Source organism: Streptomyces sp. NBC_01298, from assembly GCF_035978755.1.
Classification (GTDB): Bacteria; Actinomycetota; Actinomycetes; order Streptomycetales; family Streptomycetaceae; genus Streptomyces.
On sequence record NZ_CP108414.1, the window covers coordinates 1,408,054 to 1,419,875 of the forward strand.

13 protein-coding genes are annotated in these 11,822 nt (G+C 70.6%); 8 read left to right on the forward strand and 5 right to left on the reverse strand.

The features are described 5' to 3' along the window. Positions 1–7: 7 nt before the first annotated feature. The 3 genes from OG730_RS06450 to OG730_RS06460 form a co-directional block, all read right to left on the reverse strand. On the reverse strand, positions 8–1,033 hold the full coding sequence (locus OG730_RS06450; protein WP_327303284.1) for an LLM class F420-dependent oxidoreductase: 1,026 nt from the start codon (positions 1,031–1,033) through the stop codon (positions 8–10). After that, entirely contained in the window at positions 1,033–2,193 is a 1,161-nt protein-coding gene (locus tag OG730_RS06455) for a CaiB/BaiF CoA transferase family protein (protein ID WP_442814839.1), read from the reverse strand. The genes OG730_RS06450 and OG730_RS06455 overlap by 1 nt, the downstream gene beginning before the upstream one ends. A gap of 104 nt (positions 2,194–2,297) precedes the next feature. Then, positions 2,298–2,690: an MmcQ/YjbR family DNA-binding protein gene (locus OG730_RS06460; RefSeq protein ID WP_327303286.1), complete on the reverse strand. Its 393-nt coding sequence runs from the start codon at positions 2,688–2,690 to the stop codon at positions 2,298–2,300. A gap of 80 nt (positions 2,691–2,770) precedes the next feature. Between OG730_RS06460 and OG730_RS06465 the strand changes: the two genes are divergently transcribed. Together OG730_RS06465 and OG730_RS06470 are read left to right on the forward strand one after the other, a co-directional pair. Continuing rightward, positions 2,771–3,862 carry an IS630 family transposase gene (locus OG730_RS06465; RefSeq protein WP_327302643.1) on the forward strand — a complete coding sequence of 364 codons (1,092 nt, stop codon included), beginning with the start codon at positions 2,771–2,773 and terminating at the stop codon, positions 3,860–3,862. A 102-nt stretch (positions 3,863–3,964) separates the two neighbouring features. Continuing rightward, positions 3,965–5,170 (forward strand): saccharopine dehydrogenase family protein, encoded by a 1,206-nt coding sequence (locus OG730_RS06470; RefSeq protein ID WP_327303287.1) that lies wholly within the window; start codon positions 3,965–3,967, stop codon positions 5,168–5,170. A gap of 31 nt (positions 5,171–5,201) precedes the next feature. Here OG730_RS06470 and OG730_RS06475 read toward each other — a convergent pair whose 3' ends face one another. Further along, positions 5,202–5,882: an endonuclease V gene (locus tag OG730_RS06475; RefSeq protein WP_327303288.1), complete on the reverse strand. Its 681-nt coding sequence runs from the start codon at positions 5,880–5,882 to the stop codon at positions 5,202–5,204. A gap of 26 nt (positions 5,883–5,908) precedes the next feature. Here OG730_RS06475 and OG730_RS06480 point away from each other — a divergent pair, with 26 nt between their 5' ends. The 3 genes from OG730_RS06480 to OG730_RS06490 all read left to right on the forward strand — a co-directional run bounded on the left by OG730_RS06480 (position 5,909) and on the right by OG730_RS06490 (position 8,712). Further along, entirely contained in the window at positions 5,909–6,208 is a 300-nt protein-coding gene (locus OG730_RS06480) for a YciI family protein (RefSeq protein WP_327303289.1), read from the forward strand. A 252-nt stretch (positions 6,209–6,460) separates the two neighbouring features. After that, the gene (locus OG730_RS06485) at positions 6,461–6,877 is read left to right on the forward strand and encodes a spore wall synthesis regulator SsgD (protein WP_327303290.1); all 417 of its coding nucleotides are present in this window, start codon (positions 6,461–6,463) and stop codon (positions 6,875–6,877) included. A gap of 194 nt (positions 6,878–7,071) precedes the next feature. Then, a complete protein-coding gene (locus OG730_RS06490; protein ID WP_327303291.1) occupies positions 7,072–8,712 on the forward strand; it encodes an ABC-F family ATP-binding cassette domain-containing protein in 1,641 nt (546 codons plus the stop codon). A 48-nt stretch (positions 8,713–8,760) separates the two neighbouring features. On the opposite strand, the gene OG730_RS06495 is transcribed toward OG730_RS06490, so the two are convergent. After that, positions 8,761–9,228 (reverse strand): ATP-binding protein, encoded by a 468-nt coding sequence (locus tag OG730_RS06495; protein ID WP_327303292.1) that lies wholly within the window; start codon positions 9,226–9,228, stop codon positions 8,761–8,763. A gap of 212 nt (positions 9,229–9,440) precedes the next feature. On the opposite strand from OG730_RS06495, the gene OG730_RS06500 reads away from it, so the two are divergent. The 3 genes from OG730_RS06500 to OG730_RS06510 all read left to right on the forward strand — a co-directional run bounded on the left by OG730_RS06500 (position 9,441) and on the right by OG730_RS06510 (position 11,750). Further along, positions 9,441–10,292 (forward strand): helix-turn-helix domain-containing protein, encoded by an 852-nt coding sequence (locus tag OG730_RS06500; protein ID WP_327303293.1) that lies wholly within the window; start codon positions 9,441–9,443, stop codon positions 10,290–10,292. Between the two features lie 70 nt (positions 10,293–10,362). After that, complete coding sequence (locus OG730_RS06505) at positions 10,363–10,611, forward strand: hypothetical protein (RefSeq protein WP_327303294.1); 249 nt, start codon at positions 10,363–10,365, stop codon at positions 10,609–10,611. A 167-nt stretch (positions 10,612–10,778) separates the two neighbouring features. Further along, entirely contained in the window at positions 10,779–11,750 is a 972-nt protein-coding gene (locus tag OG730_RS06510; protein ID WP_327303295.1) for an acyl-ACP desaturase, read from the forward strand. Positions 11,751–11,822 lie beyond the last annotated feature (72 nt).

Consider the following 11,822-nt stretch of genomic DNA (forward strand, 5'->3'; position numbering starts at 1 on the left):
GGGCCTCCTAGAGCCAGTTCTTGACGGTGTCGACGAGCCGGGCCGGATCGGGTCCCACGGGGGTCACGTTGAGCATGGTCACTCCCGCTTCCCGGAAGGCATCGACGCGCTCGCGCACGTAACCCTCGGGCCCGCACAGCGTGGTGAGCTCGCACAGTTCGTCCGGTACGGCGGCGGCGGCGTCGCGCTTGTGCCCGGAGAGGTAGAGCTCCTGGATCTTGCGGGCCTCCTCCCCGTACCCGTAGGCGACGGCCAGGTCGTTGTAGAAGTTCTTGCCGACCGCGCCCATGCCGCCGACGTACAGGGCGATCTGCGGCCGCGCGAGGTCCCGCAGCGCCGCCGCGTCCTCGCCGATGGCGAGCAGTCCGCCCGCCGCGACCTGGAGCGGGCCGAGTTCGGGCGCGCGCAGGGCGGCGCCTTCGGCGAGGGCGCTCCCCCACACCGCGTCGGCCTTCTCCGGCACGAACAGGGTGGGGAGCCAGCCGTCGGCGATCTCGGCCGTCAGCCGTACGTTGGCCGGTCCGAGCGAGGCCACGTAGACCGGGATGTCCGCGCGGACCGGACGGGTCAGCATCTTCAGCGGCTTGCCGTGCCGGCCGCCCATCGAAGGCGGCAGCGGCATGTCGGTGATGCCGTGGTGGTCGATGGTCTCGCGGCGCCAGATGCGCCGGCACAGCTCGACCGTCTCGCGGGTCCGGCCGAGGGGCTTGTCGTACGGCTTTCCGTGCCAGCCCTCGACCACCTGGGGGCCCGACGCCCCGAGGCCGAGCATCGCCCGGCCGCCGGACATCGCGTCCAGGCCCGCCGCCGTCTGGGCGATGAGGGCGGGGGTCCGCGAGTAGACGTTGAGGATGGCCGAGCCGATCTTCATCCGCTCGGTCCGGGCAGCCAGGTACCCCATGATCGTCGGGGCGTCGAAACCCCAGGCCTCGGCCACCCAGACGGCGTCGAGACCTGCCGCCTCCAGGGCCGCGGCTTCGTCGGCGGCCCGGCGGGGGTCCCCCGCGTAGTCCAGCATCATGGACAGTTCCATCAGCCCTCCTTGCCGAGCAGTCCCGGTACGCCCCAGTCGGCAGCCACCGACTCCGTGTGCGCGCCGGGCAGCGCGGGTCCGCCCACCGCGGTGGCCGGGGTCACGGAGAACCGGGGCGCGGGGGCGGGCTGGGTGATGCCGGCGGCCTCGACGAAGGTGCCGCGGGCGGCCAGGTGCGGGTGGTGCGGGGCCTCGCGCAGCGAGAGCACGGGCGCCACGCAGGCGTCGGTGCCCGCGAAGACGGCCGTCCACTCCTCGCGGGTACGGGACTTGAAGCGCGCTGCGACGGCCTCGCGGAGCTCGCCCCAGCGGGCCAGGTCCTTGCGGGCGGGGGCCTCGTCCTTGATGCCGAGGAGTTCCACGAAGGTGTCGTAGAACTGCTGCTCCAGCGCGCCGACCGCCATGTACCCGCCGTCGGAGGTCTCGTAGCTGCCGTAGAAGGGGCAGCCGCCGTCCAGCAGGTTGGCCCCGCGCCGGTCCTGCCAGCCGCCGGCGGCCATCATCCCGTGGATCATGGCGGTGAGGTGGGCGGTCCCGTCGACGATGGCCGCGTCCACGACCTGGCCCGTACCACCGGGGGTGCGGGCGTGCTGGAGGGCGGCGAGGACGCCGATGACGAGGTAGAGCGAGCCGCCGGCGTAGTCGCCGACCAGGTTGGCGGGGACGGCCGGGGGCTCGCCCGGGTTGCCGATCATGCCGAGGGCGCCGGTGACCGCGATGTACGCGATGTCGTGCCCGGCGGTGTGGGCGAGCGGGCCGTCCTGACCCCAGCCGGTCATCCGGCCGTAGACGAGCCGGGGATTGCGGGCGTGGCAGTCGGCCGGTCCCACGCCGAGCCGTTCGGCGACCCCGGGCCGGAAGCCCTCGATGAGCACGTCCGCGCGCTCGACCAGGTCCAGCACGCGGGCCGGGCCGTCGGCGGACTTCAGGTCGACGAGGACGGAGCGCTTGGTGCGGTTGGTGATGTCGTAGGCAGGGTTCACGGCCAGTCCGCCGCCGCCGGGCCGGTCCACCCGCACCACGTCGGCCCCCAGGTCGGCGAGGACCATGGCGGCGAACGGGCCCGGCCCGATGCCCGCCAGCTCGACGACGCGCACGCCCGCGAGCGGCCCCCCGCCGCTTGCGGGCACGCTCCCCGTCACGTTCCCTGTCACTGCCATCGAGCCCCCAGCATCCGGTGGCACCACTGCCGCCACTGTGTGACACAACTGATGTAACACCAGTGATGCTAGGAACCTGTTCCACGGAGCACAAGAGCAAGCGCTTAGCCGGTTCGCGCGTCGAGCTCCTTGAGGTCCCGTTTGAGCGCGACGGTCCGGTAGCTCTCCTCCACCCATTCGCACAGCACCTCGGCGGAGGGCGACCCCTTCTCACCCAGCGGCAGCGAGACCCAGCCGGCCTTCCCCAGCCCGTATCCGGTCGGCTCCGCGCCGGGCGCGGTCATGGCGTGACCGTGCAGCGCCTCGTCCTTGAGCTTCACGGAGATCCCGGGCGACGGACCGTCCGTGTTCCCGAGGAACAGGAAGATCTTCTTGTTGACCTTCACCACGCAGTCCTCGGGACCCCACGGGAACTCCTCCCGCGCCTGCGGCAATCCGAGGGCGAATTCCCGGACCGCCTCCCACTTGCGCACCCCAGCCTTCACGCGGACCTCCACTCACCGCGGGCCGCACCGATCGCACGGACCGTCCCCCTCCACGCTAGTGACCTGAGTCTGAGGTTTGTCGTTAGTTCGGCATGAGTCGTCCCGGTCCGAAGATTCCGCCGTTGTCGGTGACTGATGCCCAGCGTGCTGTGCTGGAGGGCTGGTTACGTCGTCGTTCGACAGCTCAGGCTCTGGCTCAGCGGTCGCGGATCGTGCTGGAGTGCGCGGGCGGGCATTCGGTGATGGAAGTTTCGCGGCGGCTTGGGATCGCGCCGGACACGGTCCGCACCTGGCGGCGGCGGTTTCTGGAGCACGGCCTGGACGGGCTGGGCGACGAGCCGCGGCCGGGTGTCCCGCGGAAGATCACCGACGCTGATGTCGAGCGGGTGATCGTCAAAACACTGGAAGAGACGCCGAAGAACGCGACGCACTGGTCGACGAGGTCGATGGCCGCGGCCACGGGAATGTCGCAGTCGACGGTCTCAAGGATCTGGCGGGCGTTCGCGCTGGCTCCGCATCGTTCGCAGACGTTCAAGCTGTCGACGGACCCGCTGTTCATCGACAAGGTCCGCGACGTGGTCGGCCTCTACCTGGACCCGCCGGAGAAGGCTCTGGTCCTCTGCGTGGATGAGAAGTCGCAGATCCAGGCCCTGGACCGGTCCCAGCCGGTCCTGCCGATGATGCCTGGCGTTCCAGAGCGCCGCAGTCACGACTACATCCGCGCCGGCACAACCACCCTCTTCGCGGCCCTGGAGGTCGCCACCGGCAAGGTCATCGGGTCTCTCCACCGCCGCCACCGGGCCGCCGAGTTCAAGAAGTTCCTGGCCAAGATCGACAAAGAAGTGCCGGCGGATCTTCAGATCCATCTGATCCTCGACAACTATGCGACCCACAAGACGCCGGACATCAAGAAATGGCTGCTGGCACACCCGCGGTTCCACCTGCACTTCACACCGACGAGTGCGTCGTGGCTGAACCTGGTGGAGCGGTGGTTCGCCGAGCTCACCCAGAAGAAGCTCAAGCGTGGAGTCCACCGCTCCGTCCAGGCTCTCGAGCGCGACATCCGTTCATGGCTGGCCGACTGGAACGACCAGCCCAAGCCCTTCCTCTGGACGAAGACAGCCGACGAGATCCTCGACAAAGTCGCCGCCTACTGCCACCGAATCTCTGACTCAGGTCACTAGGCCGTCTCTTTCGGATCCTGACTGCGAACAGGCCCCCGACACGGCCGCGCGACGGACACCCGCTAGCCTCAGCGACCACCGACACCGTCTGGGAGGCTCCCGATGAACGCAGCTGGCCGGCACGAACCCCGCATCGCGGAACGGGAGTACGACCTCGTGCTCTTCGGCGCGACCGGGTTCGTGGGGGCGCTGACCGCCGAGTACCTCGCGGTGAACGCCCCCGCGGACTGCCGCTGGGCCCTCGCGGGGCGCGACCTCGCGAAGCTGGAGCGGCTGCGCGAGCGGCTGACCGCCCTCGACCCGCGCTGCGCGGACCTGCCGCTGCTGCGCGCCGACGCCCAGGACGCCGCGGCGACCCGCGAACTGGCCGCCTCCACCCGGGTGCTGGCCACGACCGTGGGGCCGTACGTCTGGTACGGGGCCCCGCTGGTGGCCGCCTGCGCAGCGGCGGGCACCGACTACCTGGACCTGACCGGCGAGCCGGAGTTCGTGGACCGGATGTACGTCGAGCACGACGCTCGGGCCCGCGAGAGCGGTGCCCGGATCGTGCACGCCTGCGGCTTCGACTCGATCCCGGCCGACCTCGGGGCGTACTTCACGGTCGCACAGCTGCCGGCCGGGGTCCCGCTGACCGTGGACGCGTTCGTGCGCTCCAACGCCCTCTTCTCGGGCGGCACCTTCACCACCGTGCTCACCGCGCTGGGCCGCGGACCGCAGAACCTGTCCGCCGCCCGCGCCCGCCGCATGCACGAGCCCCGGCTGCTGGGCCGGCGGGTACGGGTCCCCGTGGGCGCGCCGCGCTTCAGCCGGGAGACCGGCACCTGGGCCCTGCCGATGCCCGTCCTGGACGTCCAGGTCGTGGCCCGGTCGGCGGCGGCGCTGGAGCGGTACGGCCCGGACTTCCGCTACCGGCACTACGCCTCCGTACGGCACCTGCCCGTCGCCGTGGGCGGTACGGCGGCGATCGGCGGGGTGGCCGCCCTCGCGCAGATCCCGCCGGTGCGCCAGTGGCTCGCCGACCGCTGGGAGCCGGGCCAGGGCCCGGACGCGGAGCGCCGGGCCCGCAGCTGGTTCAGCGTGCGGTTCGTGGGCGAGGGCGGCGGCCGCCGGGTGTTCACCGAGGTCTCGGGCGGCGACCCGGGGTACGGGGAGACCGCGAAGATGCTCGCGGAATCCGCGCTCTGCCTCGCCTACGACGCCCTGCCCGAGCGCTCCGGCCAGCTGACCACCGCCGTGGCGATGGGCGACGCCCTGCTGGACCGGCTTCAGAAGGCGGGCATCCGCTTCCGGGTGGCGGCCTCCGACTGAGGCACCGGCCCGGGCGGCCGCGGCGCGGCCCCTACGCCGTGGCTTCGCGCAGGGCCCGTCGGCACAGGGAGTCGGCGTGCCGGGTGGTCTCCGGGATCCGGAAGCGGGGGCTCAGCGCCAGGGCGTGCGCGCACGCGTTGTCCAGGGACACCCGGTGGCCGACCGATACGTACACGGGCTTGATCCCGTCCTGCGTGCGCAGCGCCCGCCCGACGACCTCGCCGTCGGGTGCGCGGAGCGGGGAGAGGTCTCCGCGCCGGGCGCCCGGTTCCCCGTAGGTGAAGGTGAAGGGGTTCTTCGCGACGCCGATGGCGGGCATCCCGGTGACCACCCCGAGGTGGCAGGCGAGCCCGAAGCGGCGCGGGTGGGCCAGCCCGTAGCCGTCGCAGACGACGAGGTCCGGCGTGACGGTCAGCGACTCCAGCGCGGCGAGCACGGTCGGCAGCTCGCGGAAGGCGAGCAGTCCGGGTACGTAGGGGAAGCTGACGCGGCCGACGGAGGTGGTCTCCTCCACGACGCGCAGGGTGGCGGCGTCGAGGACGACGGCGGCCGCGGCCACGAGGTCGCGCTCGTCGTCGTAGGCCACGTCCACCCCGGCGATCAGCCCTTCTCCGGGCGGGGGTCCGTTTTCGGTCAGGACGACCCTGCCGCGCAGTTCATCCTGTATCGCCTTGGCTTCGGCCTCGTCGGCGGGAGTCTTCGCACTCGTCATAGTGGTGCGAGAGTAGCCTGGCGATCATGTTCGTCATGGAGCTCACCTACACCGCGCCCGTCGAAGACGTCGAAGAGGAGATGGACGCGCACATCGCCTGGCTGGACGGCTACTACGCGGCCGGCATCTTCCTCGCCTCGGGCCGCAAGGTCCCGCGCGACGGGGGCATGATCCTGGCCGGCGGGGTCTCCCGCCGGGAGATCGAGAAGATCGCGGCCGGGGACCCCTTCACGGTGGCCGGGGTCTGCGCCTACCGGATCACCGAGTTCATCGCGACGAAGACCTCGGCGGACCTGGCGACGGTACGGGAGAGCCCGGAGTTCTAGGCCCGGTTCCCTGGCTTTGGGCCTGTGGAGTGAGCGGGAACCGGCCTTACTGGAACCCCTCCGGGGCCTGTCGGCGGGCCCCGGATCCCCGCGCCACCCATCACCCTGTGCGATCACACAGGCGTGTTCAGGCCATTCGGTGACACAGCTCACTCCGGTTCGCGTGCACGGATTCGCCTCATCGCGCGTCTATCCCGTTGCCGGACCCCCACCCCGCGGTCCGGCACGAGATCCGCCGCAAGGGAGCGAGCCTTGATCACTGTCATCGAGCAGGCCGTGCAGGCCCGACTGATCGCCACCGCGCCGAAGGTCGACACCGTGCCCGTCACGCTCTGCTACGACCGGTCGGATCCCTTCGCCGTCCGGATGGCCTTCCCCGCACCCGCGACGCTGGAGGGCATCGAGGTCTCCTGGACCTTCTCGCGGGAGCTGCTGGAGTCCGGACTGGACCGCCCGTCCGGTTGCGGGGACGTGCGCGTGCGCCCGTACGACGCCGACCGGACCACCGTGGAGTTCCACGCCCCCGAGGGGGTCGCGATCGTGCTCATGGTGACGGCCGAGCTGCACCGCTTCCTGGAGCGGGCCTCGACGATCGTGCCCCCTGGCCTGGAGCACCTGTACCTCGACATGGACCAGAGCCTCGCCGAGCTGATGCGCGACTCCTGCTGAAGCCCCCGCCTCCCTCGTTTAATTCGTTTGCCGACGGCTCCGCCGCGCCGTAGCTTCGTAGACGCCCCATCGCCGTCGAAACGGAGCAGGACGTTGCTTCTCTGAGGTCCGAGACACCGACCCACCGCCTTCTGTCGCGGTCCGCTGTGTCTCCCCCGCGTTGCACTCACCACTCACGCAACCTGGAGGCCTCCATGAGTCCTGCTCCCACCTTCGTCACCTGCGCCGACCTGTCCTTCGACTGGCCCGACGGAACACCCGTCTTCGAGGGGTTCCAGCTCACCGTCGGCCCCGGCCGCACCGGCCTGATCGGTCGCAACGGCTGCGGGAAGTCCACCCTGCTGAAACTAGTCGCCGGGGAACTGACGCCCACCGAAGGCCAGTTGGCCGTGGCCGGCACCGTCGGCCAGCTCCCGCAGACCGTCACCTTCGACACCACCCTGCGGGTGGACGAGGCGCTCGGCATCCACACCGCCAGGGCCGCCCTGCACGCCATCGAGGCGGGCGAGGCGAGCGAGGCCAACTTCACCGCGATCGGCGACGACTGGGACGTGGAGGAACGGGCCCTGGCCACGCTCGACCAGCTCGGGCTCGGCGGCATCGGACTGGACCGCACCACCGGCGAACTGTCGGGCGGGGAGTGCGTACTGCTCCGGCTGGCCTCCCTGCTGCTGAGCCGTCCGGACGTCCTGCTGCTGGACGAGCCCACCAACAACCTCGACCTGCGGGCCCGGCGCCGGCTGTACGCGGCCGTCGAATCCTGGTCCGGGGTGATGCTCCTGGTCAGCCACGACCGGGAACTGCTGGACCGGGTCGACCAGATCGCCGACCTCCGCGACGGCGAAATCCGCTGGTACGGCGGCAACTTCACGCAATACGAGGAGATGCTCGAGGCCGAGCAGGAGGCGGCCGAGCGGATGGTCCGGGTAGCGGAGGGTGACGTACAGCGCCAGAAGCGCGAACTGGCGCAGGCCCACGCCAAGCTGGCCCGGCGAAAGCGGTACGGCCAGAAGATGTTCGACACCAAGCGCGAGCCGAAGATCGTCATGGGTGCGCGCAAGCGGTCGGCGCAGGAATCGGCGGGCAAGCACCGCATCATGCACACCGAGAAGCTGGCCGAGGCCGAGGAACGCCTCGACCAGGCGGAGCTGGCGGTCCGCGACGACGCCGAGATCCGGATCAAACTGCCCGCCACCCAGGTCCCGCCGGGCCGCCGCGTGCTCACCCTGAGCGGGTTGCACCCGGTACACGGGGCCGCGATCGAGGGCGAGTGGGAGCTGCGCGGTCCGGAGCGGATCGCGCTGGTGGGGGCCAACGGCTCGGGCAAGACCACGCTGCTGCGCACGATCGCGGGACAACTGGCCCCGCTGTCGGGCGAGTCGGTGACCCATGTCCCGGCCCGGTTCCTGCCGCAGCGGCTCGACGTACTGGACGACGACCGCTCGGTCGCGGAGAACGTGGCGCGGTTCGCCCCGCACGCGACGAACAACCTGATCCGGGCGAGGCTCGCGCACTTCCTGTTCCGGGGCGCGCGGGCGGACCAGCCCGCGGGCACGCTGTCGGGCGGCGAGCGGTTCCGGGCGACGCTGGCGGCGCTGCTGCTCGCCGAGCCCGCCCCGCAGCTGCTCATGCTGGACGAGCCGACGAACAACCTGGACCTGGGATCCGTACGGCAGTTGACCGACGCCCTGGATTCCTACGAAGGGGCGCTCGTGGTCGCGAGCCATGACGTGCCGTTCCTGGAGTCGATCGGCATCACCCGGTGGCTGCTGCTCGACGACGGGCTGCGGCCGACGACGGCCGAGGAGGTCCACCGGTCGCTGTGGCACGGGTGAGCCGGGACGGCTGCCGCACGGGTGAGCCGGGACGACGGGTGGCCCGCGTCAGCGCGGCAAAGGCAGTAACGCCCAGGACTTGGTGCCGCCCATCGGGGTGAGCACGGGGGTGAGCCCCCAGTCCCCGCCGCAGGCCTCGACCACCGCCGACAGCAGCCACATCCCGCGGCTGCGGCGCCGCCGGCACTCCTCGCTCGCCTCGGGCGAGGAGTGCGCGGGGTGCTGGTCGAAGACGACGATCCGCAGCGCGTCGAACTGCCAGCGGACCTTGAGCACCATCTCCTTGTCGGGCGTGAACCGATAGGCACAGGCCACGAGTTCGGAGGCGGCCAGCGCCGCGTTGTCGCACAGGTCGGGCAGTCCGTGCCGGTCGAGCAGCGAGCGCAGGGTGGCCCGGGCGCTGCCCGCACAGTGGGCACCGCCCGGCAGGCCTATGGAATAGCTCAGTTTCTCCGCCCCTGGCGGGGCCTGCCGGAACTCGTGGACCGACCGCAGGCCACGGAGAGTGCCCGTCATCGTGCTGCTCCAAGGTTCTGAGGTGCCGAAAGCGCTGATCGCCGTGTGGTCATACAAGAGCTGGAGGTCGCCCCGTGTGAGACTTGCGCTACCGACCGTAGCGCAACGTGGTGCACAGTGCTACTACTTGTATGACGACTTGATGTTTTCTCATGTCATATCCGGACTCGTGAGGGCACTCCCGCATGCCCCGGCCGGAGGAGGGGGGACCCGTGCCACCGCGGAGTACGCCGACCGCACGCCAGCAGCGCCTGGGCTCCGAGCTGCGCAAACTCCGCGAGCAGTCGGGCATGTCGGTGCAGCAGGCCGCGGCGCTCATGGGGGTGGACCGCACCAGGATCCCCAACATCGAATCCGGCCGGATCGCGATCGGCGCCGAGCGTGTCCGCACCCTCGCCTTCAACTACGACTGCCCCGACACGGCGTTGGTCGACCTGCTCGCCTCGATGGCCCAGGAGCGCGACAAGGGGTGGTGGGAGCAGCACCGGGGGATGCTGCCGCCCGCGCTGCTGGACATCTGCGAACTGGAGCACCACTCCGCCGCGTTGCACACCGCCGTGACCACGCACATACCCGGCCTGCTGCAGACCGAGGCGCACGCGCGGGCGGTCTTCGACACCGCCGATCCACCACTGCCCGAGCCCGACCTGCAGGCGCGGCTCGCCCTGCGGATGCACCGTCAGCAGGTGTTCGCGCGCGAGGCACCGCCGCTGTACGAGGCGGTCGTGCACGAGGCGGCGCTGCGCATGCAGTTCGGCGGTCCGAAGGTGGCGCGGGCACAGCTCGAACACATACTGGAGCAGTCGGAGCGGGCGCGTACGACCGTGCGCGTGATTCCGTTCTCCGCCGGCGGGTTCCCCGGCGCCGGCCAGTCCTTCACGTACGCGGCCGCCACGATCAGCGAGCTGGACACGGTGCAGCTGGACAGTTCGCACGGCTCGATGTTGCTGGATTCGCAGATGAAGCTGCTCCGCTACCGGGGCCTGCTGGAGCGGCTGCGCTCCCTGGCGCTGCCGGCCCGCGACTCCCGCGATTTCATCCGCGCCATCGCACAGACCCTCTGACCGGACCGACCGCCGACCGGCTGACCGACTGACCACCGAGCCGGATCCGACGAGGAGACGAGAGAACGACATGGGCACGACGACCACCACCCCGACCGACACGGCCACCCCGGCGACCGCGTCCGCGACGGCGGGCATCGCCTGGGACGAGGCGTTCTGCAGCGAGGGGGCCAACTGTTTCCGCTTCGGGCGCGACGCCGAGGGGCAGGCGTACATTGGAACCACCGGGTCCGGGACCTACGTCACCGACTCGATCGACGCGCTCCGTGCACTGATCTCGGCCGTCAAGGCGGGAGCCGCGGACCACCTGCTGGCGTGACTTTAGTCCTTTCAGGCCACTCCACACCCCCCTCAAACTGCATAGATAACGTGACGTAACCAGACAGAAGTCCCCATGGGGCTTGGCTGGTCTTGATGTCGCGCTTAACCTACGACTCCGTAGGCTACGGAACCGTAGGTAAGTCTCTTTTGCACTCAGGAGTACCCGTGACGATCACCTCTCCCCACCTCGGCAGCTCGGAGGCGTGGACGGACGCCAAGCTGCTGTTCGCGCTGGAAGAGGTGGTCGAGAAGGAACTCAACCGCCACCTGAAGGTCACCAAGGACTGGATGCCCCACGAGTACGTCCCGTGGAGCGACGGCCGGAACTTCCCCGGTTTCTTCGAGGACGGCGAAGCCTGGGACCCGCAGCAGTCCAAGGTGACCGAGATCGGCAAGATCGCGCTCGTCGTCAACCTGCTGACGGAGGACAACCTCCCCAGCTACCACCACGAGATCGCCTCGCTTTTCGGCCGCAACGGCGCCTGGGGCACCTGGGTGCACCGCTGGACCGCCGAGGAGGGCCGTCACGGCATCGTGATGCGCGACTACCTGCTGGCCTCGCGCGCCGTGGACCCGGACAAGCTCGAGGCATTCCGGATGCAGCACATGTCGGAGGGGTTCGAGTCCGACAACCGCCACTCGATGCTCCACTCCGTGGCGTACGTGGCCTTCCAGGAGCTCGCGACCCGCATCTCGCACCGCAACACCGGCCACCAGTCCGGTGACCCGGTCTGCGACCGCATGCTGGCCCGCATCGCGCAGGACGAGAACCTGCACATGGTCTTCTACCGCAACCTGCTGGGCGCGGCCTTCGAGCTCGCTCCGGACCTGACGATGCAGGCCGTGCGGGACGTCGTCGTCGACTTCCGGATGCCCGGACACGGGATGCCCGGCTTCGAGCGGATGGCCGCGCAGATGGCGATCGGCGGGGTCTACAACCTGCGGATCCACCACGACGACGTGCTGAGCCCCGTGATCCGCTTCCTGAAGATCATGGACATCGACGGCCTCGGCCCCGACGGGCAGAAGGCCCAGGAGGAGCTCGGCCTCTTCATGGACGGCCTGGACTCCGAGGCCCGCAAGTTCGACGAGCGGCTCGCCGCCCGCGCGGCGCGCATCGCGGCCCGCAAGGCCTGACCGGTTTCCGCTCGCTCGGGCGGGTGACGACGATTGCCCTGGCAGAGCCCCGCTCTGCCAGGGTTTCTCATC